This window comes from Nonomuraea sp. NPDC049695 (assembly GCF_040674955.1).
GTDB classification, from domain to species: Bacteria; Actinomycetota; Actinomycetes; order Streptosporangiales; family Streptosporangiaceae; genus Nonomuraea; species Nonomuraea helvata.
In genome coordinates, this window is the sequence record NZ_JBFANV010000014.1 from 25,985 (window position 1) to 43,640 (window position 17,656).

The following is a 17,656-nucleotide window of genomic DNA, read 5'->3' on the forward strand; positions in this document are numbered from 1 at the left end:
GCATGAGAGCGAAGGTCAGCACACATGAGGAAGATCCTCAACTTTGCCCACGCCTACATGATCCTCGGTGTGGTCAGCGGCTTCTACTACCGCGAGATCACCAAGCTGAACGGCTTCACCGGCGACACGCAGCTCAGCGTCGTGCACACGCACCTGCTCGCGCTCGGGATGCTCTTCTTACTCCTCGTCCTCGCCCTGGAGAAGCTGTTCGCGTTGACCTCCAGCCGCCTGTTCGGCTGGTTCTTCTGGATCTACAACGCGGGCCTGGCGCTGACCGTGGCCATGATGACCCTCCATGGGACCCTGACGGTCCTGGGCCACGACAGCAACGAAGCCATCGCGCTGGCCGCAGGACTGGGCCACATCCTCCTGACCGTGGGCCTGGTCCTGCTGTTCATCACCCTGGGCAAGCGCATCCCCGCCAAGCAGGCGCCGACCCACCCCGCCGAGGCGGCCCAGCCGTCGACTCTCTAGCCGAGGGTTGCTGGAGTTTGTCACCGGAAATTTCGCCATTATTGGTCCATAACGGCATTTCGGTCCTTACCATAATGGCCGCGGTGATCACCGGTGAGAGTCTCCGGTGCGGACACCGCAGGGAGTCCCACGTGCGTAAGATCGCAGCCACCACCCTTGCCGTCCTCACCCCCCTGGCCGCGGCCGGCGCGGCGCCGGCCGCGGCGGAGGCCGGCCCCGACCGGTCGCAGGTCGTCATCATCGGCCACCGCGGCTCGGCGGGCCACCGCCCTGAGCACACGCAGGGCGCGTACGAGCTGGGCGTGGCCCTGGGCGCCGACTGGATCGAGCCCGATCTCGTGCCGACCAAGGACCACGTGCTGGTCGTCAGGCACGAGAACGAGATCTCCGGCACCACCGACGTGTCGCTGCACCCGGAGTTCGCCGCGCGCAAGACCACCAAGGTCGTCGACGGGCGCAACGTGACCGGGTGGTTCACCGAGGACTTCACGCTGGCCGAGTTGAAGACCCTGCGCGCGGTCGAGCGGCTGCCCGCCATCCGCCAGCGCAACACCGTGTACAACGGCTACTACCCGGTGCTCACCTTCCAGGAGGTGCTCGACCTGGCCAAGCGGCTCTCGCGCCAGTACGGCAGGCAGGTCGGCGTCTTCCCCGAGACCAAGCACCCGACCTACTTCAGGTCGATCGGGCTGCCGCTGGAGGAACCGCTGATCGAGACCGTCAAGCGCAACGGGCTCAACCGGCCGAACAGCCCCGTGGTGGTCCAGTCGTTCGAGCCGTCCAGCCTCAAGCGGGTGGCCAAGGACCTGCGCGTACCGCTGTGGCAGGCCCTGGGCACCACCGGCCGGCCGTACGACCTGACGGCGGCCGGGGATCCGACGACGTACGCGGACATGATGAAGCCCGAAGGGCTGGCGAAGATCGCTGAGTATGCGCAGTGGATCGGGCCGGACAAGTCGTCGGCGATCCCGGTCAACCCGGACGGCAGCTCGGGCACCCCGACGACGCTGGTGTCCGACGCGCACAAGGCGGGGCTCAAGATCGGCGTGTACACCTTCCGCAGCGAGAACCAGTACCTGCCCCTCCAGCTGCGCCGCGGCCAGAACCCGATCGACCACGGGGACGCGCTGGCGGAGTACCGCGCGCACCTGGACCTGGGCGTGGACGCCTTCGTCACCGACTACCCCGACGCCGCCGCCCTGGTGAAGGGCGAGCGGGGCAAGCCGCACAAGCCCGTGCAGCCGCAGCAGTTCGACAACGGCCTGCCGGAAGAAGGCCAGGCGTAGCGGACGGGGGGCTCAGCGGACGGAGGCTCAGCGGACGATCCGGCCGCGGTGGATGACGCGGGCCGGGCTGTGCAGGACGGCGAGCTCGGAGCGCGGGTCGACGTCATAGGCGACCAGGTCGGCGGGAGCGTCGTGGCCGAGCCCGGGGAAGCCGAGGAAGGACCGCGCCGTCCAGGAGGCCGCGCCGATCGCCGCCGCGGCGGGCATGGGGGCCGCCGCCAGGTGGCGCACCTCGCCGGCCACCCGTCCGTGCGGGAGCTCGGGCGTCCCGTAGCTGTCGGTCCCGGCCAGCACCGTCACCCCGGCCTCGTACGCGGCCGACACCAGCGGCCCCAGGCGGACGTGGGCCGCCCGGAACCACGCGCGGAACCGGCCGGACCCTGAGGCGCGGGCGACCTGCTCGAAGGTCTCCCACACGGTGAACGTGGGCACCAGGGCCGTCCGCCCCCGGGCCATCCGGTCCAGCAGCTCCATGTCCAGGCCCAAGCCGTGCTCGAGGCTGTCCGCCCCGGCTTCGACCGCGGCCCGCGCGCCCGCCGCCGTCTGCGCGTGCACGGCGACCCGGCCACCCACGGCGTGCACCCGCCGGGTCGCCTCGGCGAGCACGCCGGCCGGGAGCGGCGCCGCCTCGAGCCCTTCCTCGCCGACCACCCAGTCCGCGTAGACCTTGCACCAGCCACCGGACGCGCGCGCCTCCTCGACCGCCGCGTCCGCCAGCTCCGCCTCGCCGACGTGCCGCGTCCACCCGTCGTAGAACATGCCGGGCAGGCCCAGCCAGCGACCGGCCGACACGACGCGCGGCTGATCCGGCTCTGTGCCGAACCACGCCGGCAGCCGGTCGGCCGAACCGGGTACGCGCAGGAGCGTCACGCCGGCCGCCAGATGGTCACGTCCGTGCCGCCGGAGCAGCGCCGGGTCGAGCGGGTCGCCCGGACGCAGGGCGCCGGGGTGCGTGTGCGCGTCCACGAGCCCCGGCAGCAGCCAGCCACCGTCCACCACGGTGGTGGCGCCAGGCACCGGCTCACACGTGAGCCTGCCGTCCCTGATCCAGAATTCGGCCCATTCCTCGGAGGGCAGCACGACGCCCCGCACGCGCCACCGCTCCCCGTGACGGCCACTGCCCGTGCGGCCTGTCTCGTTCCCTTTGCTCATGCTCTCGTACGGAATATTCCCCGGCAGTGAGTAGCAACCCGCGAAGGAGAGTCAGACGAATGGCCGAATGCTCCGCTATCCCTTGCGGGCGAGGCCGCCGTACATGAGCCGCTGCCCCACGGTCAGGTTCGCCGGCACCGGCTCGTCCGGTCGCCACAGCGGCAGCGGGACGAGGCCCGGCTCCAGCAGATCGAAGCCGTCGAAGAACGCGGTGATCTCCTCCGGAGTCCGGAACCGGCCGGTGCCGAGCAGCGCGAGGAACTTCTTCTCCGCGTCCCGGGCCTCCTGGCTGGAGTCGCAGAAGTGCGTGATGAACAGGTGGCTGCCCGGCGGCACCGCCGCCATGTACGCCTCGACGATCCCCTTGGGGTCCTCGTCGTCGTGCAGGTGGTGCAGGATGCCGACCAGCATCACACCCACGGGACGGTCGAAGTCGATGAGCTCGCGAACGGCCGGGTCGGCGAGGATCGACGCCGGGTCGCGCAGGTCGGAGGTGACGACCGCGGTGTTCTCGTTCTCCGCGAGCAGCGCCCGCCCGTGTGCCAGCACCATCGGGTCGTTGTCGACGTACACCACCCGCGCCTCCGGGTTCGCCCGCTGCGCGACGTGGTGGGTGTTCTCCACGGTCGGCAGGCCCGAGCCGAGGTCGATGAACTGGGTGACGCCCTCGGCGCACATGAACCGGACACCCCGGCCGAGGATCTGCCGGTTGTAGGTGGCCACGTCGTAGATCTCGGGGACGACCTTCACGATCTCGGCGACGAAGGCGCGGTCGACCTCGAAGTTGTCCTTCCCGTTCAGGACAACGTCATAAGCCCTGGCGATGCTGGGCCTGGTCGTGTCGATGCTGGCCTTCCATGCGTCAAAGCTGTCCCCCACCGGACGATCCCTTCTCGCGGCTCCCGGCCTTCCAGGTACCGATGATCATAGGGCTACGGGACGTGGCGAAATGCGACTTTCCGCCACAAGCTCGCTCGATCGGGACCTCAGCCTGCCGCCACCGTCCGGAAGAGAGGCCCGGCGGCGGTACGCAGTTCGTCGCTGAACGGCGCCGGCCGCAACGTGGCCGGGTCCAGGTTGACGTTGACCCGGTAGCCGTCCGCGTGCACCACCGCCTGGTCGGCCGACAGCACGCGGAAGCCGTACACGCCGCTGGTGCGGCCCATGCGCTCGAGCCAGAAGTGCACCAGTGGCTCGCCCGCCCCGGCGATGGGCGCGTGGTAGGTCACCTTGAACTCGCGTACGGCGAGGAACACGTCCTTGAACGCCGACCGCGCCGGATCGGGCGCCCACCCGAGGCGCTGCCAGTACGCGCCGATCGCCCGCTCGACCAGCAGGGCGTACCGGGAGTTGTGCAGCAGGCCCATGGCGTCGAGATCGTCGAAATGCACCTGAACGGGCTCGTAGACACCGTCGTCAATCATGATCAGTTCTCCGGGAGAAGTGCCGGGTCGGGGCAGAGGGCGCGCAGGCGTTGCAGGACGGCGCGGCGGGCGTGGAGGAGCGAGTCCGGCCCGCCGTGCAGGCGGGAGTGGATGATGACCATCTCGCCGAGCGCGTCGATCTCGTACGCGAGCTGCGCCGGGTCCACGCCCTCGGCCAGTTCGCCCAGCGCGACGGCCTGCTCCACCTGCCGCCGGAGGAACTCCTGCCACTCGCGCATGGACCGCGCGACGCGGTCGTGCACGGCCCCTGGACGGTCGTCGAACTCGGCCTGCACGGTGAAGAAGAAGCACCCGCCGGGCAGCACGCCGTCGTCGTAGAACCTCAGCCGCGCCTCGTGCAGCGCGAACAGCCGCCGCACGCCGGCGGGAGCCCGCATGGCCGGTGCCACCACGTGCTCGGTCCACTGGCGCGCGGCCCACTCCACGGCGTCGAGCTGCAACTGCTCCTTGTCACGCCAGTGGGCGAAGAAGCCGGACTTGCTGGTGCCGGTCGCTGTCGCCAGCCGCCCCAGGGAGAGCCCGTCCAGCCCTTCGACGGAGGCCAGGCCCACCGCCTGCTCCAGGATCGCCTCCCGGCTGCGCAATCCGCGCAGCCGCCGGCCGTCTTGTGTCATGGGTTCAAACTATATTAACGACCGATCGGTTGTATACATGGCATCGGAAAAAATTGCGGAGTGCGCATCTTTTCGAGTCGCGCAGAATTGAGTACTGTGGTCGCGTGAGCATCGAAGGCGTCCGCGAAGGGCTGCGGGAGCGCAAGAAGCGTGCCACCCGCATCGCGTTGAGCTGGGCGGCCATCCGCCTCTGCGCGGAGCGGGGGCTGGACGACGTCCGCGTGGAGGACATCGCCGCCGAGGTCGGCGTGTCTCCTCGCACGTTCAACAACTACTTCTCCAGCAAGGGCGAGGCGATCGCCTTCCGGCATCTGGAGCGCGCCCGGCAGATCACGGAGGAGCTGCGCGCCCGGCCGGCGTCCGAGCCGCTCTGGGAGGCGATCACCAATGCGGTGCTGACACGGTTCGGGCTGGGACAGGAAACCCGCACGGACGGCACCGACGTACAGCAGTGGACCTCCGGGCTCCGCCTGATGCTGGCCGAGCCGGCGCTGCAGGGCGAGATCCTCAAGGCGGACGCCCAGGCCGAGGCCGAGCTGGCCGCCGCCGTCGCCGAGCGCACCGGGACCGACCTCGTCGACGACCTGTATCCCCACCTGGTCGCCGCCTCCGTCGGGGCCGCCCTCAGGACGGTCATGGGCCACTGGATGCACGCCCGCTACCCCGCACCGATCACGGACCTGCTGATCGACGCCCTCCGGCAGGTGTCGGCGGGGCTGCCCGTCCCCTGACGCGACCCCGGCGAACCCCATCGTGAGCAACCGGCACGCCGCCGGTCCCCCCGTCATGCCCATCTTCAGGAGGAACGCCATGTCTGCCGATGTCGTCATCGCCGGAGGAGGCCCGAACGGGCTGATGCTGGCCTGCGAACTGAGCCTCGCCGGCGTACGGCCGGTGGTGCTGGAGCGGCTGCCGGAACGCACCGGCGAGAGCCGGGCCAACGGCCTGGTCGGCCAGGTGGTGCGGCTGCTCGAACGGCGCGGCCTGTACGAGCGCCTGAGCGGCTCCAAGGAGCCGCCGCAACCGGCGCCGGGCTACGTGTTCGGCGCGCTGCCGCTGGACCTGAGCATGCTGGAGGACAATCCGCTCTATCTGTTGGGGGTACCGCAGCTCCGCATCGAAGAGGTCCTGGAGGAGCGCGCGGTCGAGCTCGGCGTCGAGATCCGCCGGGGACACGAGATCACCGGGCTGTCACAGCAGGACGATGCGGTCACGGTCGAGGTCATGGGACCGGCCGGCGCGTACCGGATGGACGCCCGCTACCTGGTCGGGGCGGACGGCGGCGGCAGCCTGACGCGCAAGCTGGCCGGCATCGGCTTCCCCGGCGTGACCAAGGACAGCACGGTCTCCCGCACCGTGCACGCCACAGTGCCGGACTCGATGCTCGATCCGGCCACGGGCGGGCTGAACGTGCCCGGCCACGGGCTCATCCCGCCGTTCATCCACCACCGCACCGAGCGCGGGTTGTTCGTGTACGCCCCGTTCCCCGGCAGGACGCCGTTGGTGGCCACCACCGAGTGGCCCCAGGACCCACCCGGCGACGAGCGGCCACTGTCTCTGGACGAGATGCGCGACAGCGTCCGCCGGGTGCTCGACGCCGACGTGCCGCTCGGCGAGCCTGACGGCGAAGGCCCCTTCCTGCGGCGCACGTTGGTCGGTGGCAACACGCGCATCGCGGACCGGTACCGGGAGCGCCGGATCCTGCTGGTCGGCGACGCCGCGCACGTGCACAGCGCGATCGGCGGGCCCGGGCTCAACCTGGGTCTGCAGGACGCGGCCAACCTGGGCTGGAAACTCGCCGCCGAGATCCGCGGCTGGGCCCCGCTCGGGCTGCTGGACAGCTACGAGACCGAACGGCGCCCGGTCTCCGAACGCGTGGTCATGCACACGCAGTCCCAGTCGGCGCTGATCGCCCCGGGCGCGGAGATCACGGCGCTGCGCCGGCTGTTCACCGAGCTCCTCGCCGACCGGCGCAACGTCCAGCACATCGCGGACATGATGGCCGGCGCCGACATCCGCTACGGAATGGGCGCAGGTGACGCCCACCCCCTGATCGGCCGGTGGGCTCCCGACCTGCTGCTGGACACCGGAACCGGCCCCGTCCGGCTCGCCGGCCTGACCGGGGAGGCCCGCCCCCTCCTGCTGGATCTGACCGAGCAGGGATCGCTCGCCGGGGAAGCGTCGCAATGGCGCGACCGGGTGGACGTCGTCACGGCCCGCCTGCACGACCCGGTCACGACGCTCCCCCATGACCCTGCCGCGTCCGTCACCGCACTGCTCCTGCGCCCGGACTGCTACGTCGCCTGGGCCTCGGCATCGTCCCGTCCCGGCCCCGACGACCGCGACACCCTCCGCACGGCCCTGTCACGATGGTTCGGGGCACCGCTCGCGGCCTGAGCTTCATGGGGAAAGGACAGTGACCGCGGCGGCGAGAGCTCGCCGGGCCGGCTCGTCCCCGCCCTTGGCGAAGATCGCGAGGTCCTGCCCGGCGGGCAGCAGCACCACCTCCGAGTCCGAGATCACCGCAGGAGTCCCGTCGAGGTCGGCGTTGGGCGCGGCAGACGGCCGGGGCCGCTGGACGCCGGCCTCGATCCAGTCGTCGGCCAGATCATGGGTGCCGTACTTGACCGACACCCGGGTCGCGACCCCATCGCCCGGGTACGAGGTCACGACGCCGATCATCCGGCGACCGGCGCCGAGTGCTCCAGGATCGACCGTGAAAGGCACGGAGACGGGAGCGTCGCGGCGCGGCAGCACGCTCTGCGCCACGCGGTGTGCCCGCTCCCTGTCCTCGGCCGGGGCCGCGAGGCTCACGGTGCCCCACGCCCCCGGTGTCCACTCCCACGCCACGCCACGAGGGATCCAGCGGGCGGGGCGATTGTTGACGGGCGGGGCGGGCTCGCCGTCGGGCAGGCTCGGCTGGTGGCCGGGGGCGTACATGGTGATGACCGCTGTGGTGCGGCTCGAGGGGTCGGTGGAGCGCAGGGTGATGATCTGGCGGTAGCGGCCGGTCTCGTACGTGTCCGGCGTTAACCCGCCGGCCGAGCCCACCACGAAAGCGGGAGCGTTCACCTCGAACGCCCTGCTGTCGTTCGTGAGCTGCGACGCCGGTGTGACCGGAGGCGCCGGACGCGTCCACGGCAGCGGCGGCAGGGCGATGACGAGCGCGGTCGCCGCGGCGGCGGCGGCCACCGTCGCGACCCGCCGTCCGCGCACGCGCCGCCGTCCCCCGCGTATCGCCCGCCCGATGTCGACGGTGCCGACCGGCGCGGGCTCGACATCGCGCAGCAGGTCGAGCACGGTGTCATCCCGCGTCGTGCCCTGCCGTCCAACGAACCGTTCGACGGGCCGTTCAGCGGGTTCCATGCCCACCCACCCCTTCCACCGTGAACTCCCGCGTGCCGAGCAGTTCGCGCAGCCGGGCCAGACCGCGCGCGGTCTGGCTCTTCACATTGCCCGTGGAGCATCCGAGCAGCTCGGCCACCTCCGTCACCGGCAGATCACAGAGGAACCGCAGGACGAGGACCGCTCGCTGGCGCGGCGGCACCTGGGCGAGCGCGGCGTGCACCACCGTCTTCGTCTCCATGTCCTCGCTGGGGCCGGGCTGCTCGCGCGGCCGGTCGGTCAGCCGCACCCGCGTCCACCAAGCCAGCCGCTGGTCGTTGAGAAAGGTCCGCACCAGCATCTTGTCGACATAGCGGTGCAGGTCGCGCGCCTCCCGGGCGCGCCGCCAGTGGACGTACAGCCGGGTGATCGTGCTCTGCACGAGGTCGTCGGCCCGGTGCTCGTCCCTGCACAGGTAGTAGGACAGGCGGCGCAGGGCCGGTAGTCGCGCCGTGACGTACGCGACGTAGTCTTGCTCCTCGTCTGGTCGCACCGCTCACGTTCTCCTCAGTCGTGGTCATCACCTACGACAGCGCCCGAGCGGGGTCAGGTTGCACGATGTTCCGGACATCCCACAGCCACACCCCGGCGACCTGGCGGCTGGGGCCCAGCAGCGCGGTCAGCGTAGCGCGCAGCACCGCCTGTCGCTGGTGAGGCGCGAGCACGACGGCGTCGGCGCGCCAGAACGCCAGATCCTCGCGGGCGGCCCGGCGGTGCTCCTCGGTCACCTGCGGCACCTCGCCGGTGTCGCGTGCCTCACGCAGCAGGGTCGAGGTGGTACGGGGCGGGGCGCCGTAGGTGCCCTGGCGCTCCGGTCCGTACGGGCCGGCGAAATAGCCCTCGACCAGGGGGAAGTCCAGGCCCGCTGCCACCTGCCAGTGCAGCGGGGTCGCGTCGACGGTGTCGGGCGGGGGCGCGGTCACCACCGACCGTCCGGGCCGTACGTACTGTCTCCACACGCCGTCGGTGAAGAAGGCGGGGACCTGGGGGCGGTCGGCCGCGGCGATCGGGGTGGGGGCGATCGGCAGCAGGGCCTCGGCCAGCACCAGGCAGAGCAGGACGCGTACGGGGCCCCTGGGCAGGCTCGCCGCGGCCGCCAGGGCGTGGTCGGCGGCGATCGCCAGGAGCGCGCCGACGGCCGGGACGCACACCATCGTGAAGCGCGACTCCACCACCGACTCGAACAGCGGCAGGCGCGACAGGAAGTACCACGGGCCGGGGATCCCGGTGTGCCGTCCGTAGAAGACGATCTCGGGGCCGAGCGAGAAGCACGCCGACACGGCGATCACGGCCGCCAGCGCCAGGACGACCGCCCTGCGGCGCAGCCAGACGACGACGCCGACGGTCAGCACGAGCAGCGGCCAGCCGAAGAAGGCGTTCTGCTCGGTGGTGTTCATGGACAGGCCCGCCGCCACATCGGCGTCGCCGGCCAGCGACCGGGCGGCGTGTTCCACCAGCGCACGTACGTCGTTGCCGGCGGGCCCGTGGATGAGGCTCGCGTAACTCTGCGGTCCGGAGAACTGGAAGAGCAGCGCGGCGCCGGTGAGCGCGAGGACGGTCGTGGCGGCCAGCGCCAGCCCCGCCGTCAGCGGCCGGTACGCGGCGCGCGCCGACTCCGGGCTGAGCAGCGCGTACGCCACCGCGAAGACGGTCAGACCGGTGGCGGCGAGCAGCAGCGCCTCCTCGCCGAGGTAGACCTGGTAGGAGACGAGCAGCCCGAGCACGATGCCGTCGCGGACGACATGCTCACGCCGGCACAGCAGCAGGAACCGGCGGACGATGAGCGGGATGACGAAGAGCACGACCAGGTTCGGGTGCGCGTTGGCGTGCGAGATGACGGGCGGGGCGAAAGCGCAGAATCCCGCCCCGATGGCGGCCGCCTGCCACGAGCCGACGAGGTGCCTGGCGAACAGCACGTACCAGGCCGTCCCGGTCAGCGCCAGCCCGGCGGTCAGCACGACCGCCCACGTGATCGACGGCCCGAGCGCCAGCGTCAGCGGGGCCAGCGGGATCGACACGCCGAGCATGACCGTGTTGGCCATGAGGTTCACCCCGGAGGGATGGTTCTGGAGCGTGGTGAACAGGGGGTTGTCCAGATTCACCAGGTTGTGCGCGGTGACGGCGAAGAACCACTCCCACTGGTTCTGGTCCTGCCCGCCGTCGGTCAGGTACCGGGTCCAGGGGTCGGCCCACAGGTGGACGTAGAGCACGACGGAGAGCGCAAGGAACACCGCGCTCACCCCTGCCGTGCGGGCGAAACCTCCGCCTTGGTACCGGAGCCCGACCCGCAGCACCTCGCCGAGCGTCACCAGGTACTGGTGGGGGCGCACCTTGGAGTCCGGCTGGTGCGCCCAGCGGACGGGCACCTCGCGCACCCGCCAGCCGTGCTCGGCGAACACGCGCAGGATCTCCACGTCGGCGCCCCACCCGTCCACGCCGCAACGGCGGAAGGCCCGCCTGGCCTTGTCCCCGTCGAACAGCTTGAACCCGCACTGCGTGTCGGCGATCCCCGGCACGACGAGCAGCCTGATCAGGACGTTGGCGAGCGCGCCGAGCAGCTCTCTGAACCACACCTGCCTGGCCTCGATGCGCGCCCCCGGCGCGGCCCGCGACCCGATGGCGGCGTCCGCACCGTCGGCCAGCGCCTCGCGCAGCCCGGCCAGCTCCTCGATCGGGGTGGCCAGATCCGCGTCGCAGACCAGCACCTGACGGCCGGTGGTGACGAGGACCCCCTCACGTACGGCACGGCCCTTGCCCCGGTTGACCGGCAGGCGCAGCGTGCGGACGCGCGGCTCCTTCCGCGCGGCCGCGGCGGCCACGTCACCCGTGGCGTCGGCCGAGCCGTCGTCCACGACGACGACTTCCCAGCTCAGTGGGCAGGCGCGGAGGTAGGAGGCGACGCGGGTGAGCGTATGTGCCAACCGTCGTTCCTCGTTGTACGCGGGGATGACGACGGACAGATCGACATGATGGCGATTCACATGGCGAGGACAGCCCCGGCGGGCAGCCAGGTTGCATCGCCGTCCATCACGGCCCGGCCTACGCCTCCGGCCCGAAGATGTCGGGATACGGCCCGGGTCTGCCCGGCGCGGGGTCCAGTCGTCCCCACAGCGCCCGCAGGATCTCCCGCAACTGCGCCACCTGCTCGTCGCTGAGCGGATCGAACAGGCGCTTGCGCACCTCCTCCACATGTGCGGGCGCCGCCGCTTCCAGTACGGCGACGCCGTCGTCGGTCAGCTCGGCGACGGTGATCCGCCGGTTGTCCGGATGCGGCGAGCGCCGTACCCAGCCTCGCTCCTCCAACCGGGCCACCGCGTGGGACAGGCGGCTGAGCGAGGAGTACACCAGCGCGGCCAGGTCGGTCATCGTCATGCGCCGCCCCGGAGCCTCCGAGAGCGTCGCCAAGATCATGTAGTACGTGTACGGCACGCCTGTGTCGCGCTGCAGCTGCCGATCGAGGGCGTCGTCGAGCAGCCGGGTCGTCCACAGGTACGCCCGCCAGGTCTGCTGTTCGTCGTCGTTGAGCCATCGCGTCTGCACACCCGCCATCCTAACTTGAACTCTCAACTTAGGCGGTGTAGCGTCCTCGCTTGAACGCTCACTTGAGAGCTCAACTGTCAGGAGGAATCATGAGGATCGGCGACTTCGAGGTGGGCCGCATCGGGTTCGGCGCCATGCGACTGGCGTCCGACGGCTGGATCTGGGGGCCGCCCGCCGATCGGGAAGGCGCCGTGGCCGTCCTGCGTCGGGCGGTGGAGTGGGGCGTGCGGCTCGTCGACACCGCCGACGCCTATGGAGTGGGCGCGAACGAGGAGCTCATCGCCGAGGCCCTGCACCCGTACGCCGACGATGTGGTGATCGCCACGAAGGGCGGTGTGGCCCGGCCGAGCCCCGAGGAGTGGATTCCCCTGGGGCGCCCCGAATACCTGCGCCAGCAGGCCGAGCTGAGCCTGCGCCGTCTCCGCCGCGACGTGATCGACCTGTACTACCTGCACCGCGTCGACCCCCAGGTCCCTCTCGCCGACCAGATCGGCGCCCTGGATCAGTTGCGGAACGAGGGCAAGATCCGCCACATCGGCCTGTCCGAGGTGACGGCCGGCCAGCTCGAGGAGGCGCGCGGGATCGCACCCATCGCCGCCGTGCAGAACCTCTACAACCTCACCGACCGCGCCCACGAGGAGGTCGTGGACCACGCCGACAAGCACGGCATCGCGTTCGTCCCGTTCTTCCCCATCGCGGTCGGTGACCACGCGAAGGCCGGCGGCCCCGTGGCCGCCGTCGCCGCCGAGATCGGGGCCACGCCCGCCCAGACCGCCCTGGCCTGGCTGCTGCACCGCTCGCCGAACATCATCCCCATCCCCGGGACGACCTCTCCGGGGCACCTGGCGGAGAATCTCGCAGCCGGGGAGCTGACGCTGACCGACGAGCAGTTCGCCCGATTGGACCGGCTGGGCCGGGCCACCTCCTGAGGGCGGGAGCCGCCGCCACACTGGACATTCCGGTCCCGCACCGGAGACATATATGTTCCGTCAATAATTCGTCAACGCTCCGGTTCTATCTTCATGCGCCATGTCCACGTACCAGATTGCGGAAGACCGCACTGATATATCCCCGCTTGCCGAGAAGGACGCCTCCCCCGAGGAAGGCGGCGACGGCAGCGTTCTCGGGATGCTCGAGCGCATCAGCTCCGTCCTCGTCCCCATCGGCGTCGGGCTCTACGCGCTGCTCTACCTGGGCATCCAGGAGATGTACGGGGTCTTCGGCATCAATCCGGAGCAGGCGGGCATCGACCAGTCCGTCCTCCTCGGCCGGCTCATGGGCACCCTGGTCCTGATGCTGCTGGTCGGCATCCCCACGCTCGGGCTCCTCGTCGGCTTGTGGTGGCTGGCCGACAAGCTGACCGGTGGCGCGCTCGGCAGGCTGGTCGAGACCGTCCGGCGGCGTCCGTGGATCTCCGCCGTGATCGCCGCGTTGTGGTGCGGTGCGACCTACTGGGGGCTGTTCAACATCCTCGGCGATCTCGACCTCGCCGTCATGGTCGTCATCGCCGTGGGGCTCGGCGTGCTGACGTTCCTGGTGCCGTTCCGGCTGATGCGCCGCAGACCGGTCGGGCGCGCCGGCATGAAGGTCCTCGTCGGCGCCCTCACCGGGATCGGCCTGGGCTGCCTGCTGATCCTGGCGATGGTCAGGGGAGCGGTCCAGGTTCAGGAGACCGGCCAGGCCAACGACCTGCTCAGCTACGTCGGCTTCCAGGACCAGTGGACCATCCTCAAGAACGCCGAGGACGACAAGCCGCTTTACGACGGCCGCTGGATGATGCTGCTCGGCGAGAGCGACGGCACGTACGTCTTCTACGACTGCGACAAGTACGAGACCTTCCGCCGGCCCATGGAGACGACCAACCTCGGCAGCATCCAGCTCGACCCCGAGCGGGAGAAGGGCTACACCTGCGGCTCGCTCGCCAAGGACGCCAAGAACTGATCCACCCGGACGCACCGGAGCCGAAGGGGCGGGGGCTGACCGTGATACCCGCCCCACACCGACATAGATGAGGTGAAACTGGAAACGGTGGACCAGTGAGGGCCTCTCCGTGAGGATGCTAGGAGGTTCTGTCATGGACCGTTCCATTCAGGTCGCCGAGCCCGGCGGGGACATGACACTGGTTCAGGTGGACCCCCGCGAGCCGGGGCCCGGCCAGGTGCGGGTCACCGTCGAGGCGTGTGGGGTGTGCCACTCCGACGTGTTGATCACTTCCGGGAACATCCCGGGCACCACCTTTCCCCTCACGCCAGGGCACGAGATCGCGGGACGCATCGACGCCATCGGCGGCGAGGTCAGCGGCTGGTCCGTCGGAGATCGCGTGGCGGTCGGCTGGTACGGAGGCAGTTGCGGCCACTGCGACGCCTGCAGGGAGGGTGACGGCATCCTCTGTCCCGAGCTTCAGGTGCCGGGGGTCGCGTACGCCGGAGGGTTCGCCGACTCCGTCGTGGTGCCGGCCGTCGCCCTGGCCTCCGTCCCGGACGAGCTCACGGCGGTGGAGGCCGCGCCTCTGGCCTGCGCCGGCGTGACCGTGTACAACGCGCTGCGCCGCAGCTCCGCGCGTTCGGGCGACACCGTCGCGATCCTCGGTCTGGGCGGCCTCGGGCATCTGGGCGTGCAGTTCGCCGCGAAGATGGGCTTCGACACCATCGCGATGGCCCGCGGCCCCGAGAAGGCGTCGCTGGCCCACAAGCTCGGCGCCTCTCACTACATCGACAGCGCCGCCGAGCAGACGGCCGAAGCGCTGCGGGCCCGCGGCGGGGCCAAGGTGGTGCTGGCGACGGTGACCAGCGCCGCGGCGATGTCCGCGGCGGTCGACGGGCTGGGGCGCCGCGGCGAGCTGGTCATCGTCGGCGTGGCCATGGAACCGCTGGACATCACGCCCCTGCAGCTCGTGAACGGGGCCAAGCGGGTGTACGCCCACGCTTCCGGCATCGCGGTCGACACCCAGAACACCATGAAGTTCGCCGCCCAGAGTGGCGTCCGGGCGTGGATCGAGGAGGCTCCGCTGGAGGAGGCCGGTGCGGCGTTCCAGAAGATGGTCTCCGGCCAGGCCCGCTTCCGCATGGTCCTGACCACCGGCCAGGCCCGCCAGGTGACGGGCCCGGCCCAGTGGTTCTAGGAGAGCGGATTCTGGGTGAGCAGGTGGGCCTTGAAGCCCTCTCCGTACGTGCTGGTGGGGGTGCCGTTGTAGTCGGTGATGAGCACGTTGCCCTGACTGCAGCCCCACGGGTTCCACGTCCAGGCCGTGTAGCCGACGCCGTGCGCGTCGGCCCACGCCATCACCTGGTCGATGTAGTCGTGAGCGCAGGAGTTCTGGCCGATCTCACCGGCGTGCACGGGCACCTTCGCGGCGACCGCGCCGACCTGGCTGTCCCAGCAGGAGGTGTTGGAGCAGGTGTTGAAGTTGTACGTGTGCCATGCGGCCATCAGGTTGCCCGTCGGGTCGTTCGGCTTGTAGGTCAGCCACTGGCTCAGGTCGTTGGACCAGGCCAGGCCGCCGAGCATGATCACGTTGGTGGCGCCGGTGGCGCGTACCGTGTTCACCAGTGACTGCATGCCGGCCACCTGGTAGCCGATGCCGGTGCAGGTGCCGCCGTCGCGCCAGCAGGTCCAGCCGGCGGTCGCGTTCCAGTTGGCCGCCGCGTCCGGGTAGGGCTCGTTGAACAGGTCGAAGACGACCGCGTTGTTGCCCTTGAACGCGTTGGCCACCCCGGTCCAGAAGGTGGGCGCGTACTGGGCGTCGGGCATCGGCTTCTGGCAGGTCGCCGTGGTGTCGGAGCAGCCGGCGCCCTGGCCGGTGTACTGGCCGTAGTTCCAGTGCATCTCCACGATCGGCGTGATGCCGTTGGCGACCAGCAGGTTCACGTAGTCCTTGACGTTCTGCTGGTACGTCGCGCCGCTGGGCGAGCCGTTGGTGCCGTTCCAGCACTCCTCGTTCAGCGGGATCCGGACCGCGTGGATGTTCCAGGCCTTCATCGCGTTGACCGAGGCCTGGTCCACGGGGCCGCTGTCCCACATGCCCTTGCCCTGCACGCAGGCGAACTCGCCGCTGGCCCGGTTGACGCCGAGCATGCGGTAGGTGGCGCCGCCGGCGGTGAGCAGCTTGTTCCCGGAGACGTGCAGAGCGGGTGCCGCCCCACCGGTGCTGCCGTCGTTGTCGGCCTCGGTGGCGCTCACGGTGACGGAGGTCAGGCCCGAGGAGGCGACGGTGATCGGCCGGGTGCCGTTGGCGCTGTCGGAGTCCTCCGCGGCGCGGAGCGTCACGGTCTGCGGGGTGTTCCAGTTGGCCGTGGTGAAGGTCAGCGAGGCGCCGGCGCTCACGGTGATGTCGCCGTCACCGGTGCCGGCGGTGCTGGTGACCGTCACGTTGCCGGACGGCTGGGACTGCAGGCGGACCGTGTAATTGGCGGTCCCGCCCTCGGGCACACTCACACTGGCCGGGGAGACCACCAGGGCCTGCTGCGTGCTTCCGCCACCGTTTCCGGCGCACGAGACGCTGGGCGGGTTGTTGTTGACGCCGCCGGTGTAGGTGCCGTTGAAGCCGACGGTCCAGGTCGCCCCGGTGCCCTTGGCCGCGTTGTAGGAGAGCGGGTTGATGGTGATGACCGCGCCCGCCGGCGTGGGCGTCGCCGGGGTGGGCGTGCCTTCCCACATCTGGGTGATCACCTGGTTGTTGGGGAAGTCGAAGCTCAGCGCCCAGGTGGTCAACGGGTCACCGGTGTTGGTCACCGTGATCGTGGCGCCGAACGCGCCGCCGCCGCTGTCCCAGGTCTTGGTGTACGTGGCCGAACACGACACGGCGGCGTCAGCGGACGTCTGGACGGTTGCGAGCCCGAATCCGGCGAGCAGGACGGCGGCTGTCGCCGTCAACGCTCTGCGCCACGAGCTCCAGTGGATTGCCATGGATGTTCTCCGCGGTAAAGGGTGAGCGCCATTTGGGAGCGCTCCCAAAGATCTCCCTCCCTCGATGGCTCCGCAAGGACCGCCCGGCGCCCGGAAGCACGGCCACTGCGCTGACCATGGACGAAGTCGGGGACGCTGGTGAAACTTTCAGCACGCTCACCCCCGGCAAACCGGAGCTGCGCAACCGCACCCCGCGCAGTCCCGCGCTGCTCGGCCTCGGCGACCGCGTCGGAGCGCTGCGGCCCGACCTCGACGGTGATGTGGTGCTGTGGTCGGGTGATCCACTGGACACCATGAGCCGGGCCGTGCGCGTCCACATCGACGGCAGGGAGGTCTACCGCTACAGGGGCTGACTCACGAGGCGCCCGCGCCCGGCTGTCGCACCATGAAGACGTCGACCGGGTCCTCGGCCTCCACGGTGAACCCGTGCCGCTCGTACAGCCGCCGGGCGGCGCTGCCCTGCAGGACGTTCAGGCGGACGGGCACGCCGTCGGCGTCGGCCTGCCTCAGCATGGTCCGCAGGACAGCCGATCCGATCCCCTGGCCCTGCAGGCCCGGATCGAGATAGAAATGCTCCAGCCACCGCCCGTCCTCGGCCGGGCGCACGGCGACGCAGCCCGCGAAGGCGCCGGCGGCCACGATGACCGAGGTGTGCTGCGGGGCGAAGGCGTCCCGCAGCCGCTGCCGGACCCGATACTCGTCGAACCGTCCCAGCCGCTCCAGATCCGGGCGCATCACCGTCGCCCGCAGCTCCGCGATCGCTTCGACATCCGCCGGCTCCGCCGAACGCAGCACCCATTCCACGGGACGGCCCGTCCCCCTCACACTCGCATCCATGGTCGAAGTATCCCAATGA

Annotated in this window: 17 protein-coding genes and 1 pseudogene; 8 read left to right on the forward strand and 10 right to left on the reverse strand. The window is 70.7% G+C overall.

All coding sequences use genetic code 11. From position 1 onward, the window contains the following. The first annotated feature begins 24 nt into the window (after window positions 1-24). A complete protein-coding gene (locus AB0J64_RS15175; protein ID WP_364026319.1) occupies window positions 25-474 on the forward strand; it encodes a DUF2871 domain-containing protein in 450 nt (149 codons plus the stop codon). Between the two features lie 131 nt (window positions 475-605). Next, entirely contained in the window at window positions 606-1,760 is a 1,155-nt protein-coding gene (locus AB0J64_RS15180; RefSeq protein WP_364026322.1) for a glycerophosphodiester phosphodiesterase, read from the forward strand. A 27-nt stretch (window positions 1,761-1,787) separates the two neighbouring features. On the opposite strand, the gene AB0J64_RS15185 is transcribed toward AB0J64_RS15180, so the two are convergent. From AB0J64_RS15185 to AB0J64_RS15200, 4 genes are all read right to left on the reverse strand, one after another. After that, window positions 1,788-2,912: an amidohydrolase family protein gene (locus AB0J64_RS15185; protein ID WP_364026324.1), complete on the reverse strand. Its 1,125-nt coding sequence runs from the start codon at window positions 2,910-2,912 to the stop codon at window positions 1,788-1,790. 75 nt (window positions 2,913-2,987) lie between these two features. Continuing rightward, window positions 2,988-3,791, reverse strand: coding sequence for an SAM-dependent methyltransferase (locus AB0J64_RS15190; protein WP_364026327.1), 804 nt, complete (start codon window positions 3,789-3,791; stop codon window positions 2,988-2,990). Window positions 3,792-3,898: 107 nt separating this feature from the next. Continuing rightward, window positions 3,899-4,336, reverse strand: a complete 438-nt coding sequence (locus tag AB0J64_RS15195) for a thioesterase family protein (protein WP_364026330.1) — start codon at window positions 4,334-4,336, stop codon at window positions 3,899-3,901. Between the two features lie 2 nt (window positions 4,337-4,338). After that, window positions 4,339-4,971, reverse strand: coding sequence for a TetR family transcriptional regulator (locus AB0J64_RS15200; RefSeq protein ID WP_364026333.1), 633 nt, complete (start codon window positions 4,969-4,971; stop codon window positions 4,339-4,341). Window positions 4,972-5,075: 104 nt separating this feature from the next. Here AB0J64_RS15200 and AB0J64_RS15205 point away from each other — a divergent pair, with 104 nt between their 5' ends. Together AB0J64_RS15205 and AB0J64_RS15210 are read left to right on the forward strand one after the other, a co-directional pair. Further along, window positions 5,076-5,702, forward strand: coding sequence for a TetR family transcriptional regulator (locus AB0J64_RS15205; protein ID WP_364026336.1), 627 nt, complete (start codon window positions 5,076-5,078; stop codon window positions 5,700-5,702). 79 nt (window positions 5,703-5,781) lie between these two features. Further along, entirely contained in the window at window positions 5,782-7,368 is a 1,587-nt protein-coding gene (locus tag AB0J64_RS15210) for an FAD-dependent monooxygenase (RefSeq protein WP_364026338.1), read from the forward strand. A gap of 3 nt (window positions 7,369-7,371) precedes the next feature. Here AB0J64_RS15210 and AB0J64_RS15215 read toward each other — a convergent pair whose 3' ends face one another. From AB0J64_RS15215 to AB0J64_RS15230, 4 genes are read right to left on the reverse strand one after another with little or no spacing between them, the layout of a single operon-like run. Continuing rightward, a complete protein-coding gene (locus AB0J64_RS15215) occupies window positions 7,372-8,337 on the reverse strand; it encodes a hypothetical protein (protein ID WP_364026341.1) in 966 nt (321 codons plus the stop codon). Next, the gene (locus AB0J64_RS15220) at window positions 8,324-8,848 is read right to left on the reverse strand and encodes a SigE family RNA polymerase sigma factor (protein WP_364026344.1); all 525 of its coding nucleotides are present in this window, start codon (window positions 8,846-8,848) and stop codon (window positions 8,324-8,326) included. Before AB0J64_RS15220 ends, AB0J64_RS15215 begins: the two co-directional genes overlap by 14 nt. Before the next feature lie 31 nt (window positions 8,849-8,879). Next, the gene (locus AB0J64_RS15225; protein WP_364026347.1) at window positions 8,880-11,336 is read right to left on the reverse strand and encodes a dolichyl-phosphate beta-glucosyltransferase; all 2,457 of its coding nucleotides are present in this window, start codon (window positions 11,334-11,336) and stop codon (window positions 8,880-8,882) included. A gap of 58 nt (window positions 11,337-11,394) precedes the next feature. Continuing rightward, window positions 11,395-11,895: a MarR family transcriptional regulator gene (locus AB0J64_RS15230; RefSeq protein ID WP_364026350.1), complete on the reverse strand. Its 501-nt coding sequence runs from the start codon at window positions 11,893-11,895 to the stop codon at window positions 11,395-11,397. Window positions 11,896-11,957: 62 nt separating this feature from the next. Between AB0J64_RS15230 and AB0J64_RS15235 the strand changes: the two genes are divergently transcribed. From AB0J64_RS15235 to AB0J64_RS15245, 3 genes are all read left to right on the forward strand, one after another. Continuing rightward, window positions 11,958-12,824 (forward strand): aldo/keto reductase, encoded by an 867-nt coding sequence (locus AB0J64_RS15235; RefSeq protein ID WP_364026640.1) that lies wholly within the window; start codon window positions 11,958-11,960, stop codon window positions 12,822-12,824. Between the two features lie 100 nt (window positions 12,825-12,924). Further along, the gene (locus AB0J64_RS15240; RefSeq protein ID WP_364026353.1) at window positions 12,925-13,836 is read left to right on the forward strand and encodes a hypothetical protein; all 912 of its coding nucleotides are present in this window, start codon (window positions 12,925-12,927) and stop codon (window positions 13,834-13,836) included. 133 nt (window positions 13,837-13,969) lie between these two features. Next, window positions 13,970-15,016, forward strand: coding sequence for an alcohol dehydrogenase catalytic domain-containing protein (locus tag AB0J64_RS15245; protein WP_364026356.1), 1,047 nt, complete (start codon window positions 13,970-13,972; stop codon window positions 15,014-15,016). Here the strand turns inward: AB0J64_RS15245 and AB0J64_RS15250 are convergent. Next, on the reverse strand, window positions 15,013-16,800 hold the full coding sequence (locus tag AB0J64_RS15250) for a cellulase family glycosylhydrolase (protein WP_364026359.1): 1,788 nt from the start codon (window positions 16,798-16,800) through the stop codon (window positions 15,013-15,015). The genes AB0J64_RS15245 and AB0J64_RS15250 overlap by 4 nt on opposite strands. Window positions 16,801-17,006: 206 nt before the next feature. Between AB0J64_RS15250 and AB0J64_RS15255 the strand changes: the two are divergent. Further along, window positions 17,007-17,153 (forward strand): annotated as a pseudogene (locus AB0J64_RS15255) (amidohydrolase); the annotation flags it as partial. A gap of 1 nt (window position 17,154) precedes the next feature. Here AB0J64_RS15255 and AB0J64_RS15260 read toward each other — a convergent pair. Continuing rightward, entirely contained in the window at window positions 17,155-17,637 is a 483-nt protein-coding gene (locus tag AB0J64_RS15260; RefSeq protein ID WP_364026362.1) for a GNAT family N-acetyltransferase, read from the reverse strand. Between the last annotated feature and the right edge of the window lie 19 nt (window positions 17,638-17,656).